This is a genomic window from Micromonospora sp. NPDC049081 (assembly GCF_040648835.1).
GTDB lineage: Bacteria > Actinomycetota > Actinomycetes > Mycobacteriales > Micromonosporaceae > Micromonospora > Micromonospora antibiotica.
Genome location: NZ_JBEZEK010000004.1, coordinates 183,615 through 201,673, shown reverse-complemented (window position 1 = coordinate 201,673; position 18,059 = coordinate 183,615). Strand labels below are relative to the sequence as shown.

The window sequence follows — 18,059 nt, the reverse complement described above, 5'->3', positions numbered from 1 at the left end:
GCAGTGACCAGCGCGACGCGTACCGACGAGTTCGACCCCTTCTCGCCCGAGTCCATGGACGACCCGTACCCCGCGTACGCCGAGCTGCTGCGCGCCGAGGAGCCGCTCTACCTGGCACAGCGCGACATGTGGCTGGTGATCCGTTACGAGCACGTCCGGTTGGCGGCGAAGAACCACGCCGCACTGTCCTCGGCCGACGGGATCGCCTACCACCGTTCGACGTTGCCGGTGCTCTTCGGGCTCGACCAGCCGGACCACACCCGGCTGCGGGCCCTGATCCGGCACGACTTCTCCCCACGCGGGGTGCAGTTCTGGCGGCCGTTCATCGAGCAGGTCTGCGGCGAGCTGCTCGACGAGGCCGTGGCCACCGGCGACATCGACCTCGTCCAGCAGGCGATCATCCTGCAACCGGTGAAGGTCATCACCACCATCGTCGGGGTGCCCGACGACAACCTCGCCAAGCTCAAGCTCACCGCCGGCGTGCTGGAGAGCTTCATCCCCAACGCCAAGGTCGGCGAGGACGCTCCCGACGATCCGACCGAGAACGCGTTGCGGTTGCAGGCGGCCAAGGCCGCCCTGTCGTCGGTCGCCGGACTCTCCGGGTACCTGGGCAACCTGCTCACCCGACGGCGCGACGAGCCGGCCCGCGACGACGTGGTGTCGAAGCTGTTCGCCGCCGCGGCCTCCGGCGGGGTGACCGAGAACGAGATCCTCTGGCTGTGCCTCAGCCTGCTGGTCGGCGGGCAGGAGACGATGACCCACTTTTTGGGCAACATGCTCGACGCGCTGCTCAACCACCCCGACCAGTTCCGGCTGGTGCGCGAGCGGCCGGAGCTGATCGGGCCGACGATCGAGGAGACCGCCCGGTTCTACCCACCGGTGCAGAACGTCTTCCGTACCGCCACCACCGACGTGGTGGTCGGCAACACCACCATCCCGCAGGGGGCCCGGGTGGAGCTGTCGTTCGCCGCCGGCAACCGGGACCCGCGCAAGTTCCCCGACCCCGACGACTACCGGATCGACCGGGTGACCGACGGCCACCTCGGTTTCGGTGCGGGCATCCACACCTGCGTCGGCGCGCATCTCGCCCGCCTGCAGGCCACCACGTTCCTGCGGATGCTCATCGAACGCACCGACGACATCGCGCTCATCGGTGAGCTGGTCAAGGTCAAGAGTCCGGCGTTCCGGGGGCTCGACCACCTGCCGCTGCGGTTGACCCCGCGCTCGTCCGGTCCGTACGCGTCGGTGGGGCGGGCGTAGTGGGCACCGACGACCGCGCACCGGGGGACCGGGTGCGTGACACGACCACCGGCGTCGCCACGATCAGCGTGCCGTTCGCCACGGGCGAGAACGCCACCGCGCCGCTGACCTGGGCGCAGAGCGTGATGTGGGGGCCGATGCAGTGGTTCGGCAAGGAGGCGAACCAGTTCAACATCGGCCGGTCCCTGGTGCTGCCCACACCGGTCGCACCGGCCCGGCTGCACGCCACCCTGCGGGCCCTGGTCGAGGCGCACCAGACCCTGCGTACCCGGTACGTCGAGCGGGGCGACCAGCCGCAGCAGCAGGTCGCCGCGGCCGGGGCGTACGACGTCGTGGTGGTCGACGACCACGGTGACCCGGCCCGGGTCGGCGACGAACTCGTCGCCGACCTGACCGCGACGGCGTTCGACCACGAGGCCGAATGGCCGCTGCGGGTCGGCTGTGCCCGGGACCGGACCGACCGGATCAGCGCGGTCGCGCTCGTCGGCTCCCACCTGGCGTTCGACGGCTGGGCCTTCAACACCCTCACCGGGCTGCTGCTCGCCCGACTCGCCGACCCGCCAGCACCGCCGGCACCGGCGACCGGCAGCGGGGCGCAGCCGTTGGCGCAGGCCGCCCACCAGCAGTCGGCGGCCGGCCGGCAGCAGAGCCGGCTGGGGCTGCGACACTGGGAGCAGGGCCTGTCGACCGCACCGGCCTCGATGTTCGACCTGCCCCGCGCGGCGACCGGCGATCAGCCCATCGAACGGCACCTGCTGGATTCCACCGCCGTCACCGCGGCGGCGACGGCGTTGGCCGCCCGGACCCGTACCTCGTTCTCGACGGTGCTGCTGTGCCTGACCACGCTGGTCCTGACCGCCTACAACGGGCACCGCACCGCCGTGTTCAAGTTGATCGCCGGCAACCGCCTGGACCGCGACAGCCGCGACCTGATCGCCCTGAACACGTTGGACGCCCTGCTGGTGCACCCGGTCGACGGGGACGTCGACCTGCTCACCGCGATCCGGCAACTGCACCGGCCGGCGTTCGAGGCGTACCGGCGGGCCCCGTGCGACCCGGCGGGGGTGCGGACGGTGGTCGACGAGGTGGGCCGGCGGCGTGGCCTGACGTTCGACCTGTCGGCCTATTTCAACAACGGGCACCGGGGCAGCGACTGGGCGACGGCCGACCCGGACCCGGGGCCGGACCGCCTCACCGAGCTGCGCCGGGACTCCCGTTACTCGCGGCTGGAGCCGCTGTCCAAGAGCGACATGCGGTTCTACGTCGCGGCCAGCAACCAGGGGGACGGCCGGTGCCGGCTCGGGCTGCTGGTCGACACGGCCTTCTTCCCCGGCGGGCTCGGCGAGACCGTCATCCGGGGCATCGAGACCCTGCTCTGCGCGGCGGTCACCGGTGTGGTCGGGGTCGCCGAGATCGCCGACCGGATCGGCCTGACCCCGGCCCGGCGGGGTCCCGACTGGGTGTCCACCCCGGCCGGCTGGGTCCGCCCGCAGGCGGTGGCGGAGCTGGTCGGCGAGGTGGCCGGGACGACGGCCTTCGCCGAACCGGCGGCCGACGGCGGAATCACCGCCTACGTGTCCGGTCCGGGTTCGCCCGCGGAACTGCACCGGCGGGTCCTCGACGCGCTGGCGGGCCGCCCGGGGCTCGTCGCGCCGACCGGGTACGTGATCTGCGGGTCGCCGCCGCCCCTCGGTGCGGGGCCCGACGCGTGGCGTGCCCTGCCCGTGCTCGCCCGGGGCTCGGGGCGTGATGTGTAGGGCGTGGCGGCCCGGGGGTCGGCCCGACCGGGGTGGCCGTCCGGGTGCGCCGGGCGGTGCGGTGGACGGCTGCCGGACGTCGATGGTGACTGATAGTGTTCTATCGGTCGTTCGGTGGCGGGAGAGCGGAGCCGGGGCGGGATGCTGGGGGGCGACGGCGAGATGGTGACCGACGACGTCGTGATCACCGGCATCGGTGCCGTCACGCCACTGGGTCTCGACCGGGACAGCACCTGGCAGGGCCTGCTGGCCGGCAAGTCCGGCGTCGGCCCGGTCACCGCGTTCGACGCCGCCGCGTTGCCCACCCGGATCGCCGCCGAGGTGCGCGGCTTCGAGCCGGCCGAGCACTTCTCCGGCAAGCAGCTGCGACGGATGGCCCGGTTCAGCCAGTTCGCGGTGGTCGCCACCCGCGAGGCGGTCGCCGACGCCGGGCTCACCGTCGACGCCGACAACGCCGCCCGGGTCGGTGTGGTCGTCAACGCCGCCGTCGCCGGCTTCGACACCGTCGAGGCGACGGTACGCGGGCTGCTCGCCCCCGACCCGACCGCGCCCTTGTCGCACTTCGTGCCGTCCTCGTTGACCAACATGCCGGCCTGTGAGGTGGCCATCGAGGTGGGCGCGCACGGGCCGGTCAACGCCAGCGCGCTGGCCTGTGCCAGTGGCGCGTACGCGCTGCTCGACGCCCGCCGGCTGATCCTGGCCGGGGAGGCCGACGTGGTCATCTGCGGTGGCACCGACGCGGCGATCACCCCGGCCATGTTCGCCGGTCTGGTCAGCATGGGGGCGATGTCCCAGCGTAACGACGACCCGACCGGTGCGAGCCGGCCCTTCTCCGCCGACCGGGACGGTTTCGTCTTCGGTGAGGGGGCGGTGATCCTGGTGCTGGAGTCCGCCGCGCACGCCCGCCGCCGGGGTGCCACCCCGTATGCGACGGTCGCCGGTGGCGCGCTGACCAGCGACGCGTTCCACGTCAGCGCTCCCCGCCCCGGCGGGGTGTACGCCGCCGAGGCGATCCGGCAGGCGCTCGACCGGTCCGGGGTGCGCCCCGACCAGGTCGACTACGTCTGCGCCCACGGCACCTCGACGAAGGCCAACGACCTGACCGAGACGGTGGCGATCCGGGCGGCCCTCGGCGCGGCGGCCGACCGGGTCGCGGTCAGCGCCCCGAAGTCGATGCTCGGTCACCTGATCGGCGCGGCGGGTGCCCTCGGCGCGATGGTGTGTGCGCTGGCGATCCGCGAGGGTGTCGTCCCGCCGACGGTCAACCTGCACCAGCCCGATCCGGAGTGCGACCTGGACTACGTGCCCCACCAGGCCCGGGAGACGCCGGTGCGGGCGGCCCTCACCAACGCGTTCGGCTTCGGTGGGCAGAACTGCGTCGTCGTGTTCACCGAAACCCCGTCGCGAGGAGAGCCCGGATGACCGCGCAGTTCCCGTTGGTCCCCACCGACCACCCCACTCCGCCGCAGACCCGGGAGGAGATCCTCGCCGACCCGGGGTTCGGCCGGTACTTCACCGACCACATGGCGACCGCCGTGTGGTCGCCGGACGCCGGCTGGCACGACCACCGGGTGGGTGCGCTGGAGCCGTTCACCATGCATCCCGGCGCGGCGGTCCTGCACTACGCGCAGGAGATCCTCGAAGGGCTCAAGGCGTTCCGGCACGCCGACGGCAGCGTCTGGCTGTTCCGCCCGGAGCTCAACGCCCGCCGGTTCGCCGCGTCCGCCCGCCGGATGGTCCTGCCGGAGCTGGACGAGGAGGCCTTCGTCGAGAGCGTGGCCGCGCTGGTCCGCGCCGACGAGGCGTGGGTCCCGCCGTACGGCGGTGAGCAGAGCCTCTACCTGCGTCCGTTCATGTTCGCCTCGGAGGCGTTCCTCGGGGTGCGTCCCGCCCAGCAGGTCACCTACTGCGTGCTGGCCTGCCCGGCGGGGTCGTACTTCCCCAACGGGGTCACCGGCGTCACGCTCTGGGTCAGCACCACCTACAGCCGGGCGTCGATCGGTGGCACCGGCGCGGCGAAGTGCGGCGGCAACTACGCGGCCAGCCTCGCCCCGCAGCGGGAGGCCCTCGGTCACGGCTGCGAGCAGGTGCTCTACCTGGGTGGTGAGGGGCGGCGCAGCATCGACGAGTCGGGCACCATGAACGTCTTCTTCGTCACCCGCGACCACCAGCTGCTCACCCCCGGGCTGGGCACCATCCTCGACGGGGTGACCCGGGACAGCGTGCTGACCCTCGCCGCCGAGCACGGGCTGGAGCCGGTGCAGCGCACCATCGACCTGGACGAGATGCGGGCCGGGTTCGCCGACGGGTCGATGACGGAGGCGTTCGCCGCCGGTACGGCAGCGGTGATCACCCCGATCATCGGGCTCAAGAGCGACGACTTCGCCCTCACCATCGGCGACGGGGCACCGGGCAAGTACACCCAGCAGTTCCGGGAGCGGCTGCTCGACATCCAGTCCGGCCGGGCTGCCGACACCCACGGCTGGATGCGTCGGGTGCTGTAGTGCCCACCCCGATCGCGGTCGTCGGGATGGCGGTCCGTGCGCCCGGCGGGGTGTCGAGCCTCGACGCGTACTGGTCGGCGATCCTGGCCGGCCGGGACCTCACCGGCGAGCTGCCCGACGACCGCCGGGCCGGGTTCGGCACGCAGTGGGACGGGATGGTCACCCGGGGCGGCTACTGCGACTCCGTGTTCGACTTCGACGCGAAGTTCTTCGGCATCTCGCCCCGGGAGGCCCGGGTCCTCGACCCGCAGCACCGGCTGCTGCTGGAGGTGGTGTGGGAGGCGTTCGAGGACGCCGCAATCCCGGTCGCCACCGTCGCCGGGGGCACCGGGGTCTTCGTCGGGGTGACCGGCCGGGACTACCGGCAGTGGCTGACGGGTGACCCCAACTCATACTGGACGATCGGCAACGGGCACAGCTTCACCGCCGGGCGGGTCGCGTACACCCTGGGGTTGCGGGGTCCGGTGTTCGCGCTGGACACGGCCTGTTCGTCCTCGCTGGTGGCGGTGCACACGGCGGCGCGGGCGCTGGCGGCGGGTGACTGTGACGCGGCGGTCGCGGGCGGGGTCAACCTGATCCTCGCACCGAGCACCACCCGCTCGGTGGCGCAGACCGGCGCGTTGTCGCCGGACGGCCGGTCGCGCCCGTTCGACGCCGACGCCAACGGGTTCGTCCGGGGCGAGGGCTGCGCGATGCTGGTGTTGAAGCGGCTGGCCGACGCGCAGCGCGACGGCGACCGGGTGCTTGCGGTGCTGCGCGGCACCGGCATCAACCACGACGGCCGGACGGCGACGTTCACCACGCCGAACGTGTCCGCCCAGTCGGGGCTGATCGACACGGTGCTGGCCGCCGCCGGGATCACCCCGTCGGAGGTCGGTTACCACGAGGCGCACGGCACCGGGACCCCGCTGGGTGACCCGGCGGAGATGTCGGCGATCATGGCGGCGCTCGGTCGTGCCGAGGGCCCGCCGCTGTACGTGGGTTCGGTGAAGGGCAACATCGGGCACACCGAGTCCGCCGCCGGGGTGCTCGGGCTGGTGAAGGCGGTGCTCTGCCTCCAGCGTCGGACGATCGCCCCGCAGGCGAACTTCCGCACCCTCAACCCCCGCATCGACCTCACCGGCACCGGCATCGAGATCCCGGTCGCCCCGGTCGCCTGGGACGACGGGTTCGGGGCCTGCGCGTCGACCAGCTCGTACGGGATGAGCGGCACGAACGCCTTCGCGGTGCTGTCGCCGGCACCGCCGGTGCCGTCGACCGCGCCGTCGTCGGTGGACGGGTTCCCGGTGTCGGCGGCCACCGGGCCGGCGCTGAGTGAGGTGGCCCGCCGCTACGCCGACCGGTTGGCCGCACTGCCGGCGGCGGACTATCCGGCGTTCGCCGGCACCGCCGCCGGGGGGCGGACCCGGCTGGCGCACGCCGTGTGGGTGCGGGCGTCCGGGCCGGTGGAGGCGGTGGCGGCGCTGACGGCGGTGGCGGCCGGCACCGCCCATCCGGATGTGCGGGTGCTCGGCGCGGACGATCCGGTGCCGGTGCCGAAGGGCCGGGCGGTGACCGCGCTGCCGACCTACCCCTGGCAGCGGCGCACCCACGTGGTGGACCGCCCGGACTGAGCCGCCCGGTGACCCGGACGGGGCTGTCGACGTGTGGGCGGACCGGTGCCCCCGCCGTGGGCCGGATCCACCGGCGGCCCGTCCGGACGGTGTACGCGCCGGTGTCCCGGCCGGGGCAGGGGTGGACGGGTCAGCCGCCGGCCCGGACGGCGTGCTCGGCGCGCAGGGCCGCCCGGGTGGCCCGGGACGGCAGGGCGAAGTGCAGGGTGGAGGCGGCGACCAGGACGCCCCGGCGGTCGTTGGCGCGGGCGTCGACCACCGCCGACCGGCTGGCCAGTTTGATCACCTCGGCGGTGACCCGCAGCTCGCCGGGCTCGGCGGGTTCGAGGAAGCTGATGCTGCTGTGCGCCAGGACCATCGCGGGTGTCGGGCCGATCAGCACGGTGACCGCGACGAAGCCGGTGAGGTCCATCGCCCAGAACGTGGCCGGCCCGGAGATGGTGCCGTCGAGGCGGAGTTCGAGGCAGTCGGGGCCGGTCACCGAGACGACCCGCCCGTCGTCGACCGACTCCAGGTGCAGGCGCTCGGCCCCGGAGATGACCTCGGCGAGCCAGGCCCGCGCTTCATCGACCGACATCACCGCTCGGCTAGCCATGGACGCCACTATAGGCGATGACCGGGTAGCGCTCCGTCCCCGGACGGTCACCCTGACGTGGCGGGTTGCCCACCCGGACGGCCCCGTCCGCCCGGCCCGACGGCCCACCGGCCCGGCAGACCGGCCACCGTGGACGACACCCGCCGGGCCACCCCCTGTGTCAGGGCGGCCCGGCGGGCGGCGGTCACTCCAGCACGAACGTGGCGTCGGCGTTGCCGGTGGCGTCGGTGACGGTCCGCAGATAGAGCAGGCCGTTGCTGTGCCGCAGGTACTGGCCGGGGTAGTTGACCGCCTCGAACGACACCCCGGCGGCGTTGGACAGGCCGGGCCGCTGCACGAAGCTGGCGTCGGCGCGGTACGTCGACGACGCGTCGTCCCGCTCGACCCACACCTCCCAGTTGCGGTGCCGCAGGTGGTAGCCGGGGAAGTTGGTGGACTCCAGGGAGACCGTGTTGCCGCCGGCCAGGCCGGGCACCAGGCGGAACTGTGAGTCGGCGAGGTTGGTCACGTTCGCCTCCAGCCGGGCCCGGTACTCCCAGTGGCGGACGAACCGATCGGGCTGGTTGTCCGACCGCAGCCGGACCGGGGTGACCCCGTCGGGCACCGGGATGCCGAAGTTCGGGGTGCCGTCGGCGTTCCAGTAGACCTTCTGGACGCGGGTGCGCCGGTTGGGGTCGCGCAGCGGGTCACCGCTGATGTCCCGGTAGTTGCGGTCGTGGTAGACGAGGATGTCGCTCTGCCCGTCCTCGGAGACGGTGAACGAGTTGTGCCCCGGCCCCCACTGGCCGGTCGCGGCGTTGCTGGTGAAGACCGGTTGCGGCGACTTCACCCAGGACGACGCCCGGAGCAGGTCACTGCCGGCCGACGCGGTCAGCAGGCCGAGGCAGTAGTTGGCGTCGGTGGCGCTGGCCGAGTAGGTGAGGAAGATCCGGCCGTTGCGTTGCAGCACGGTCGGCCCCTCGTTGACCTTCACCCCGCCGCGCATCTCCCACTCCAGGGTCGGCACGGCGATCCGGGTGGGGGTTCCGCTGAGCGTCCACGGGTTGGCCATCCGGGCGATGTAGAGGTTGGAGTTGGTGGCGATGCCCGGCTCGGCCTGCGCCCAGATCAGGTAGCGCACCCCGTTGGTGACGAACGTCGACGCGTCCAGCGCGAAGGTCTCCCAGGGGGTACGGATCTGCCCCTTCTCCGCCCAACTGGCGGTCAGTGGGTTCGCCCCGGTGCCCTCCAGGACGTACATCCGGATCGCCCAGACGTTGTCGGTGGCGCCGGCGGCGAAGTAGACGTACCACCGGCCGTCGATGAAGTGGATCTCCGGGGCCCAGATGTGCGCGCCCATGATCCCGCTGGTGTGCCGCCGCCAGATGACCGTCTCCGGTGCGGTGGACAGGCCCTGGAGGGTGGTGGCCCGGCGCAGCACGATCCGGTCGTACTCGGGGGCGGTGGCGGTCATGTAGTAGTAGCCGTCGGTGTGCCGCACGATGTGCGGGTCGGCGCGCTGCGCGACCAGCGGGTTGATGACCCGGACGGCGGGGGCCGCCCCGGCCGGGGCGGCGGCGGTCAGCAGGGTGGCCAGCAGGGTCAGCACGATCAGCGCCGCCGTCCGGGCCCGGCCGGGGTGGCGGGCGGGCGGCAGGTCGGTGCGGGGTGCGGTGGCGGGCGGGTGCGGGTACGGCGGGACGGCCGACCGGGGGTGGTGTGAGGCGGACATGGGGGTGCTCCTGTCGGAGGTGGGGGATACGGCTCGCCGGCCGACCACGGGGGTGGTCGGCCGGCGAGGTGGGACGGGTCCTACGACTTGGCCAGGTCGAACTTCCGGACGGTCACCGCGCCACCGAGGGAACTGGTGGCGTAGTTGAACATGGCGAACCGGTAGCCCATGAAGAACTGCCAGGCGTTGTTGAAGGTGAGGGCGGGGCCGAGCGAGATGAAGTTGACCCCGTCGGTGCTGTAGGAGAAACGTCCCTGCCGACCCGATCCGGGGGTGATGTCGGCGGTGGCCCGCAACCAGATCCTGCCACCGGAGATGCCGGCGCCGGCGACCTCGGTGCCGGTGTTGGTGGTGTTCCACTTGCTGTCCATGGTCAGGTTGTTGACCACGGCGACCCTGGTCGCGCCGTTGTCCCGGCGCACCCCGATCCAGGCCGACTGGTCGCGCAGCAGTGCCAGGCCGGAGCGGTCACCGTCGCGCATCGTGGAGTAGTCGAGTTCGATGGTGGCGGTCGACCGGGGCCCCTGGATCCGGTGGGTCAGGGTGTTGCGCGCCGAATACAGGTCGTTGGTCACGGTCGCGGTCTGTAGCCGCAGCCCGTTGTTGACCGACCACTTCGTGTCGTCCGGGTTGTGGTTCCACTCGTACTGCGGGCCGAGTGTGGTGCCGGCGAAGGTGTCCGTGCCGATCATGGGTTTGACCTGGCGTGGCGGCCGGGGCACGTTCGGGTACGGGTACGAGCCGCCCCAGGCGTTGTTGACCAGCTGGATCACCGGCCAGCCACTGGAGTTCCAGGTGACCGGGGCGAGCACGGGCACGCGGCCGCCGGGGTAGGCGTCCTGGAAGCCCATGTAGTACCAGTCGCCGTTCTGCGTCTGCACCAGACCACCCTGGTGCGGCACCCCGCCGCCGGAGATCGGTCCGGGCAGGTTCAGCAGCACCTGCTGCATGGTGTACGGCCCGAACGGGCTGGACGCCTTGAGGATGTACTGCCCGTTGGCCGGTCGGGTGAGGAAGATGTAGTAGCTGCCGTTGCGCTTGTAGAAGCGCGCGCCCTCCAGGGTGCCCACGCTCGACGGGGTGGTGAACACCTGCTGCGAGCGGACCTGGGTCTTCCCGTCGGCGGAGAGCTGGGCGACGCTGATGTTCGAGTTGCCGTAGGCGACGTACATGGTGTCGTCGTCGTCGACGAGTAGACCCGCGTCGTAGTAGCAGCTGTTGAGGGTGGTGTGCCGGGTCCACGGACCCTCGGCCGACGGCGCGGTGTAGATGTAGGTCTTGTTGAAGTCGATGCAACCGCCCCAGTAGAACGTCTTGTTGCTCTTGCGGTAGCCCAGGAATGACGCCCAGATCCCGTTGACGTATGCCCGGCCGCCGGACATGTCGTATTTCTGGCCGAAGTCCAGCTTGGGCACCGAGTGGCCGGCGAACTCCCAGTTGACCAGGTCGTAGGAGCGCAGCACCGGAGCGCCCGGGGAGTAGTGCATGGTGGACGCCGAGTAGTAGTAGGTGTCGTCGACCCGCAGGATGTCGATGTCGGCGAAGTCCTGCCAGATCACCGGGTTGCTGAAGGTGGACGACGGCGGCCACTGTCCCGGCGGCGGCGTCGTGGGCGGCGGGGTGGTCGGCGGCGGAGTGGTGGGGGGCGGGGTGGTCGGCGGTGGGGTGGTGGGCGGTGGGGTGGTCGGCGGGGGTGTGGTGGGCGGGGGTGTGGTGGGCGGCGGGGTGGTCGTGCCGCCCGTGCAGGTGACGCCGTTGAGGGTGAAGCTCGTCGGCTTTGGGTTGCTGCCGTTCCACGAGCCGTTGAACCCGAACGACACGTTGGCTCCGGTGGCGATGGCGCCGTTGTAGCTGACGTTGCGGGCGGTCACCTGGGCGCCGGACTGGGTGACGGTGGCGTTCCATGCCTGGGTGACCTGCTGCCCGGCCCCGTACGACCAGGTCAGGGTCCAGCCGTCGATCGGGTCGCCCAGGTTGGTGATGGCCACGTTCGCGCCGAAGCCACCGCCCCACTCGGACGAGACGGTGTAGTCGACCGAGCAGCCGGCCGCGGCGGCCTCGGCCGGCAGGGCGACGGCTGTTCCGGCGGCGATCAGGCCGGCGGCCAGGAACACCCGGGCCGGCAACTTTCTGGTGAGTCGCATGCGCTACTCCTACTGGGGGTGGTGGGAGTCGGTGGTGGAAGGCGTCCGGCACCGGCGTGCGGGCACGCCGGTGCCGGACGGTGGGTCAGGCGACCGTGCAGGCGGTGCCGTTGAGCGTGAACGAGGACGGTCGGGCCGTGTTGCCGGTGTGCTCGGCCTGGAAGCCGACGTCGACCGAGGTGTTCGGCGCGATGGTGCCGTTGTAGGACACGTTGCGCGCGGTCACCGCCCCGCTCGTCGGCGTGTAGGTGGCGTTCCAGCCGCTGGTGATGGTCTGCCCACCGGGCAGGGTGAACGCCAGTGCCCAGCCGTTGACCGCCGTGCTGCTGGTGTTGGTGACGCTGATCGAGGCGGTGAGACCGGAGTTCCAGGCGTTGACCGTGTACGCGACCCGGCAACCCGACGAGGGCGGCGGGGTGGTCGGCGGGGGCGTGGTGGGCGGCGGCGTGGTCGGCGGTGGGGTGGTGGGCGGCGGCGTGGTGGGCGGGGCGGTGGTCGGCGGGGTCGTCGGCGTGTTGCCGCCGAGGCTGCCGGGCACGGCGCGCAGGGCGTTGTACCAGGTGGTGGCCATCTTGCGGTAGCCGGTGGCGTTGGGGTGGATGCCGTCGGCCAGGTCGGCCGTGCCCACCGCGCTGAACATGTCCACCAGGTGCACCCGCTTGCCGGCGGTGACCTTGCTCTGCACGATCCCGGGGATCGCCGCGTTGAACGTGCGCACCGCCGACTCGGTGCCGTTGCGCGGGATGATGGTGGCGACGAAGACGTCCGCGTTCGGCGCGGTGTTGGTGATCTTGTCGATCAGGGTGGAGAGCCGGGCCGGGGCGCCGGAGGCGTTGTACATGTCGTTGGTGCCGATGTGCAGCAGCACCGTACGCGGGGTGGTGTTCCGCAGCCAGTTCACCACGTTGGCGTCGATTTGGGCGATGGTCCAGCCGGAGTGGCCCTCGTGGTCGTGGTCGCCCAGGTTGGACGGACCGTTGAACATCGACCCGACGAAGTCGACCCGGTAGCCGTCGGCGACCATCCGCTGCCACAGCTCGATGCGGTAGCCGCCGGGGACGTTGAACCCGTCGGTGATCGAGTCGCCGAGGGGCATCACCCGTACCCCACCGTTGGACTCGGCGGCGGCGGGTGCGGTCACCACGGCCCCGGTGGCGACCGCGGCCACCAGGGCCGCGGTGGCCAGGCCGAGCAGGCGCAGGCCCCGACGCATGGTGGGCAGGCGTCGGCCGGCGGGGGCGGCGTCGACGAGGTGGGATCGGTCGGACGGGGGTGGCCCGGCGTTCGGGCAGCTCGTGCCGCTCATGAAAACTCCCTGGGGTGGCGGTGCGGACGGTGCAGCACGGCGACCGTCCCGGGGGTCGCCGGCTCGTCCGGCTGGTGGACGAAGGAGTGCGTCGGCACCACCCGGACGCCGGCTCGCGGGGCGGACCGACCACCGCTTCCCGGCGGATCTGCATGGGGTGATGGGCGGACGGTGCGCCACGCGCAACGGCCAGGATCCCGGACTCGTCACTGGTCGTGGACGCCGTGAGGTGCCGCTGGCCACCGGTCGCGACGTGGACGAACCGGTGATCCACAGCCGGAGCGTGCCCTGCGCTCCCGCCGGGATGCACCATATCGTGTTATCGCTAACATCAGCAACATCGGTGAGTGACGATGCCCGGGTGAGCTGCCGACCGGACGAACCACCCTCCGGGTGCCGGGGGCGGGACGCGGCGACCGGGCTCGGGCGGGCCGACCGCCGGTCACCGCGCCGCGTGCTCGGTGCCCCCCACCAGCAGCGCGTCGAGCCAGCGCAGCTGCCGTTCGACCTGCCACGCCTCGCCACCCTCGTGGCCGTTGAACGGGTAGGTGTGCAGCTGCCGCGCCGGTGTCCCCTCCCGACCGTTCGCCGCGCCGTACTGGTTGTAGGCGGCGAAGCCGGTGCTCGGTGGGCAGACGTTGTCGCGCAGGCCGATGCCGAAGTGCGCGGGCGCGGTGGCCCGTCGGGCGAAGGTCACCCCGTCGACGTAGGACAGCGTGTGCCGGACGGCCTCCTCGACCTGGCGGTGCACCGCCAGGTACCTGGCGATCTCACCGTACGGGGCGGCGTCGGTCAGTTCGATCCCGCGCTGGACGTCGCAGAGGAACGGCGCGGTGGTCAGCAGCGCCGCGAGGTCGTCGCGCAGGCCGGCGACCGCCAGGGCCAGCCCGCCGCCCTGGCTGTTGCCGACGGCGGCGACCCGGGCCGGGTCCACCCCGGGCAGCGCGCGCAGGGCATCGACCGCCCGGACCGCGTCGGTGATCAGCCGACGGTAGTGGTAGTCGTACGGGTCGAGGATGCCCCAGGTGGCGGGCCACGGGCCACCGGGCGACCCGTGCGGGTCCGGGGTGTCGCCCGCGCCGTGCAGCCCGGACTGGCCCCGGTTGTCCATCAGCAGGTGCGCGTACCCGGCCACCGGCCAGGTCAGCCGCTCGTGCGGCAGGCCCCGGCCGCGCCCGTAACCGGCGTACTCGACCACGGCGGGCAGCGCGGCGTCGACCCCGGCCGGGCGGGTGTACCAGGCCCGCACCGGGTCACCGGCGAAACCGGCGAAGGTGACGTCCCAGGTGTCGACCAGGCGCAGGTCGGTCCGGTGCGGGCGGACGTCGACGAGCACCGGCCGGGCGGTCGCCTCGGCGAGCGTGGTACGCCAGAACGCGTCGAAGTCGGCGGGCTCGACGACAGCGGGCGTGTACCGCCGCAGGTCTTCGGTGGCAGACATGGGTTCCTCGGCTGGTCAGGGGCGGGTGGTTGCGGGTGGTGCGGTGCTCTCCCGGACGACCAGCTCGGTCACCAGGTCGATCCGGCTGGTCGCGACGGAGCCACCCCGGGCCAGCTCCAGCAGCATCTGGGTGGCGGTGCCGGCCATGTCCCGCAGCGGTTGGTGCACGGTGGTCAGCGGCGGGTCGGTCCAACCGGCCACCGGCAGGTCGTCGTACCCGATCACCGAGAGGTCGTCGGGCACCCGCAGGCCGAGCTGGCGGGCGGCCCGGAGCACGCCGATGGCCTGCAGGTCGGAGCCGGCGAAGATCGCGGTGGGCCGGTCGGGCCCGGCCAGCAGCTCCAACCCGTGGGCGTGCCCGCCGTCGACGTAGAAGCTGCCGTAGCGCACCAGGTCGACGTCCACGGCCAGCCCCAACTGGTCGTGCGCGGAGCGGAAGCCGGCGGCGCGGGCCTGGCTGCACAGCACGTCCCGGGGGCCGGAGATGACGGCGATCCGCCGGTGCCCCAACTCCATCAGGTGCCGGGTGGCCAACAGGCCGCCGTTCCAGTTGTTCGACCCGACGGTCGGCACCGACGCCGAGGTCGCGCTGTCGGTGTCGACCACCACGAACGGGATGCGGTGCTCGGCCAGCAGGAGTTGTTGGGACGGGGTCGGGTGGCAGAGCACGAAGAGCAGGCCCAGTGGTCGGCGGGCGATCAGGGCGTCCAGCCGGCGGGGCGCGGGCCGGTGCTCCCCGTCGAGCTGGGAGATGGCGATGCCGAGCCCGGCGGCGCTGGCCACCGCCTCCACCCCGCTCATGATCTCCATCGCCCAGCCGGAGTTGAACTCGTGGAAGACGAGGTCGATCTGGTCGATGCCGGGCGACTGCCGGCGGATGCGGCGGCGGTACCGGTGGCGCTCCAGGCTCTCCTCGACCCGCGCCCGGGTCTCTGCGGCGACGTCCGCACGCCCGTTGAGCACCTTCGAGACGGTCGCCACGGAGACGCCGACCTCCTCGGCGATGGTGGCGATGGTGGCCGAGGACTGTGGGGTGAGCGGGCGGGACGCGGTCATCGAAGCCTCACCAGGCACTTCCGAAAGTTTCGGAGGACTCTAACACGTCGGCTGCGAAAGCGGGATCGGCGTCGATGGAAGATTTTGACGGGGGTGAATGCCCTTTGCGGGAAGAGCGCTCCCGGATGTCGCATTTGAGACCCTTGACAGTCTCCGGGATGCCTCCTAAGTTGCCCGAAAAAGGTAACGCGCTGTTTACGAAATTTTCGAACCCTCCGCCGGCACACCGCGTCGGTCAGTTCGGCGCGGGCGGGGGAGCGGTCGATGGTGAGAGGTGTGGCATGAGAAGTCAGGTGCCCGTCGACGACGGCCCGACGCCCCAGGACACCCAGCCGTGGCGGGATCCGCGACGCTCACCCGCGCAACGGGCCGACGCGCTGGTCCCGGTCATGTCGCTGGAGGAGAAGATCGCCCAGCTCGTCGGGGTCTGGGTCGGCGCGGAGGCATCCGGCGAGGGGGTCGCCCCGCACCAGGCCGACATGATCGACGGGGCCCCGCCGTGGAGTGACATCATCCGGTACGGGCTCGGGCAACTGACCCGACCGTTCGGCACCGCGCCGGTCGACCCCGTCGTGGGCGCCCGCTCGCTGGCCGCCTCCCAGGCGCAGATCGCCGCGGCGAGCCGGTTCGGCATCCCGGCCCAGGTGCACGAGGAGTGCCTCACCGGGTTCGCCGCCTGGCGGGCCACGGTCTATCCGACCCCGCTGGGCTGGGGCGCGTCCTTCGACCCCGCGCTGGTCGAGGAGATGGCCGGTCGGATCGGCCGGTCGATGCGGGCCGCCGGCGTCCACCAGGGACTCGCCCCGGTACTCGACGTCACCCGGGACTACCGGTGGGGACGCACCGAGGAGACCATCGGCGAGGATCCCTACCTGGTCGGGACGACCGGTGCGGCGTACGTGCGGGGCCTGGAACGGGCCGGTGTCGTCGCCACCCTCAAGCACTTCGCCGGCTACTCCGCCTCCCGGGGCGGCCGGAACCTCGCCCCGGTGTCGATGGGCCACCGGGAGCTGGCCGACGTCATCCTGCCGCCGTTCGAGATGGCGCTGCGCCTCGGCGGGGCCCGCTCGGTGATGCACTCGTACGCCGAGATCGACGGCCTGCCCGTCGCCGCCGACGAAGGGCTGCTCACCCGGCTGCTGCGCGACGAGTGGGGGTTCACCGGCACCCTCGTCGCCGACTACTTCGCGGTGCGGTTCCTGGAGACCCTGCACGGGGTGGCCGCCGACGCCGCCGACGCCGCCCGACTCGCCCTGCGCGCCGGCATCGACGTGGAACTGCCCACCGTGGACGCCTTCGGCGAACCGCTGGTGGCGGCGGTGCGGGCCGGCGAGATCGACGAGGCGCTGATCGACCGCGCGCTGCGCCGGGTGCTGATCCAGAAGATCGAGCTGGGGCTGCTCGACGCGGACTGGCAGGAACTGCCCGAGGACGTGGAAAACCTACGCCTCGACGACGAGACCAGCCGGGACGTCGCCGTCCGGCTGGCCCGCGAGTCGGTGGTGCTGCTGCGCAACGACGGCGTGCTGCCGCTCGCCCCCGACCGGCGGGTCGCCCTGGTCGGCCCGGTCGCCGACGACCCGATGGCCCTGCTCGGCTGCTACTCCTTCCCCAACCACGTCGGCGTCCGGCACCCCGAGCACGGGTTGGGCCTGGAGATCCCCTCGCTGCGCGACGAACTCACCCGGTTGGTTCCCGGCCTCGTGCACGAGCCGGGCTGCGCCATCACCGACGGGGACACCTCGGGCATCCCGGCGGCGGTCGCCGCCGCGGCGGCGGCCGACGTGTGCGTGCTCGCCGTCGGCGACCGCGCCGGCATGTTCGGCCGGGGGACCTCCGGGGAGGGCTGCGACGCCGACGACCTGCGGCTGCCCGGCGTCCAGGCCGACCTGGTCCGGGCCGTGCTCGACACCGGCACGCCGGTGGTCCTGGTGCTGATGACCGGCCGGCCCTACGCGCTCGGCCCCGACCACGACCGGGCCGCCGCCGTCGTCCAGGCGTTCTTCCTCGGCCAGCGCGGCGGCCAGGCGCTCGCCGAGGTGCTCACCGGCGCGGTGAACCCGTCCGGGCGGCTGCCGGTCAGCGTCCCCCGCGACGCGGGTGGCCTGCCGGGCACCTACCTGACGCCGCCGCTGGGCCGACGCTCCGAGGTCTCCTCGATCGACCCCACCCCGGCGTACCCGTTCGGCCACGGGTTGAGCTATACCACCTTCGCGTGGACCGACCCGGTGGTGCCGGGCGTCGGGCCGGTCGACGGGCCGCCGGCCTGGCCGGTCGACGGCGAGACGACGGTACGGATCACCGTGCGCAACACCGGGCACCGGGCCGGCACCGAGGTGGTCCAGCTCTACCTGCACGACCCGGTCGCGCAGACCACCCGGCCCGTGGTCCGGCTGGTCGGCTTCGCCCGGGTGCCGCTGGACCCCGGCGCGGCGGCGCACGTCAGCTTCACCGTGCCGGCCGACCTCACCTCGTTCACCGGGCGCGACGGCCGGCGCATCGTCGAACCCGGCGACGTCGAGCTGCGGTTCGGCCGCTCCAGCGGCGACACCGCGGCGACCCTGCCGCTGCGCCTGACCGGCGACGAACGTCAGGTCGGCGTCCAGCGGCACCTGCTCACGTCGGTACGGGTCGAGCCCGTCGCGACCGGCCAGCACGCCGGATAGGAGGCC

Annotated in this window: 12 protein-coding genes; 6 read left to right on the top strand and 6 right to left on the bottom strand. The window is 72.7% G+C overall.

The genetic code is table 11. From position 1 onward, the window contains the following. The first annotated feature begins 3 nt into the window (after positions 1-3). The 5 genes from AB0B63_RS09585 to AB0B63_RS09565 all read left to right on the top strand — a co-directional run bounded on the left by AB0B63_RS09585 (position 4) and on the right by AB0B63_RS09565 (position 7,134). Entirely contained in the window at positions 4-1,260 is a 1,257-nt protein-coding gene (locus AB0B63_RS09585) for a cytochrome P450 (RefSeq protein WP_357016335.1), read from the top strand. Between the two features lie 32 nt (positions 1,261-1,292). Next, complete coding sequence (locus tag AB0B63_RS09580; protein WP_357016332.1) at positions 1,293-3,017, top strand: condensation domain-containing protein; 1,725 nt, start codon at positions 1,293-1,295, stop codon at positions 3,015-3,017. 114 nt (positions 3,018-3,131) lie between these two features. Then, complete coding sequence (gene fabF / locus AB0B63_RS09575) at positions 3,132-4,439, top strand: beta-ketoacyl-ACP synthase II (RefSeq protein WP_357016329.1); 1,308 nt, start codon at positions 3,132-3,134, stop codon at positions 4,437-4,439. After that, on the top strand, positions 4,436-5,521 hold the full coding sequence (locus AB0B63_RS09570) for a branched-chain amino acid aminotransferase (protein ID WP_357016326.1): 1,086 nt from the start codon (positions 4,436-4,438) through the stop codon (positions 5,519-5,521). Before fabF ends, AB0B63_RS09570 begins: the two co-directional genes overlap by 4 nt. After that, a complete protein-coding gene (locus tag AB0B63_RS09565; RefSeq protein WP_357016323.1) occupies positions 5,521-7,134 on the top strand; it encodes a polyketide synthase in 1,614 nt (537 codons plus the stop codon). The genes AB0B63_RS09570 and AB0B63_RS09565 overlap by 1 nt, the downstream gene beginning before the upstream one ends. 130 nt (positions 7,135-7,264) lie before the next feature. On the opposite strand, the gene AB0B63_RS09560 is transcribed toward AB0B63_RS09565, so the two are convergent. The 6 genes from AB0B63_RS09560 to AB0B63_RS09535 all read right to left on the bottom strand — a co-directional run bounded on the left by AB0B63_RS09560 (position 7,265) and on the right by AB0B63_RS09535 (position 15,387). Then, positions 7,265-7,729, bottom strand: a complete 465-nt coding sequence (locus tag AB0B63_RS09560; protein WP_208566711.1) for a PaaI family thioesterase — start codon at positions 7,727-7,729, stop codon at positions 7,265-7,267. Positions 7,730-7,913: 184 nt separating this feature from the next. After that, positions 7,914-9,440, bottom strand: coding sequence for a family 43 glycosylhydrolase (locus AB0B63_RS09555; RefSeq protein WP_357016320.1), 1,527 nt, complete (start codon positions 9,438-9,440; stop codon positions 7,914-7,916). Between the two features lie 80 nt (positions 9,441-9,520). Then, positions 9,521-11,584 carry a family 43 glycosylhydrolase gene (locus AB0B63_RS09550; RefSeq protein ID WP_357016317.1) on the bottom strand — a complete coding sequence of 688 codons (2,064 nt, stop codon included), beginning with the start codon at positions 11,582-11,584 and terminating at the stop codon, positions 9,521-9,523. Positions 11,585-11,669: 85 nt separating this feature from the next. Then, positions 11,670-12,890, bottom strand: coding sequence for a cellulose binding domain-containing protein (locus AB0B63_RS09545; RefSeq protein ID WP_357016314.1), 1,221 nt, complete (start codon positions 12,888-12,890; stop codon positions 11,670-11,672). 442 nt (positions 12,891-13,332) lie between these two features. Beyond that, entirely contained in the window at positions 13,333-14,331 is a 999-nt protein-coding gene (locus tag AB0B63_RS09540) for an acetylxylan esterase (protein WP_357016312.1), read from the bottom strand. Between the two features lie 15 nt (positions 14,332-14,346). Continuing rightward, positions 14,347-15,387: a LacI family DNA-binding transcriptional regulator gene (locus AB0B63_RS09535; protein WP_208566707.1), complete on the bottom strand. Its 1,041-nt coding sequence runs from the start codon at positions 15,385-15,387 to the stop codon at positions 14,347-14,349. A 281-nt stretch (positions 15,388-15,668) separates the two neighbouring features. Here AB0B63_RS09535 and AB0B63_RS09530 point away from each other — a divergent pair, with 281 nt between their 5' ends. Then, a complete protein-coding gene (locus tag AB0B63_RS09530) occupies positions 15,669-18,053 on the top strand; it encodes a glycoside hydrolase family 3 N-terminal domain-containing protein (RefSeq protein ID WP_208566706.1) in 2,385 nt (794 codons plus the stop codon). Positions 18,054-18,059 lie beyond the last annotated feature (6 nt).

What these genes read in the sequence shown, in the direction of transcription:
- AB0B63_RS09570 (WP_357016326.1), top strand. Translation starts at nt 4,436, where the DNA reads ATGACCGCGCAGTTCCCGTTGGTCCCCACCGACCACCCCACTCCGCCG.
- AB0B63_RS09560 (WP_208566711.1), bottom strand. Translation starts at nt 7,729, where the DNA reads ATGGCTAGCCGAGCGGTGATGTCGGTCGATGAAGCGCGGGCCTGGCTC.
- AB0B63_RS09555 (WP_357016320.1), bottom strand. Translation starts at nt 9,440, where the DNA reads ATGTCCGCCTCACACCACCCCCGGTCGGCCGTCCCGCCGTACCCGCAC.
- AB0B63_RS09550 (WP_357016317.1), bottom strand. Translation starts at nt 11,584, where the DNA reads ATGCGACTCACCAGAAAGTTGCCGGCCCGGGTGTTCCTGGCCGCCGGC.
- AB0B63_RS09545 (WP_357016314.1), bottom strand. Translation starts at nt 12,890, where the DNA reads ATGAGCGGCACGAGCTGCCCGAACGCCGGGCCACCCCCGTCCGACCGA.
- AB0B63_RS09540 (WP_357016312.1), bottom strand. Translation starts at nt 14,331, where the DNA reads ATGTCTGCCACCGAAGACCTGCGGCGGTACACGCCCGCTGTCGTCGAG.
- AB0B63_RS09535 (WP_208566707.1), bottom strand. Translation starts at nt 15,387, where the DNA reads ATGACCGCGTCCCGCCCGCTCACCCCACAGTCCTCGGCCACCATCGCC.
- AB0B63_RS09530 (WP_208566706.1), top strand. Translation starts at nt 15,669, where the DNA reads ATGAGAAGTCAGGTGCCCGTCGACGACGGCCCGACGCCCCAGGACACC.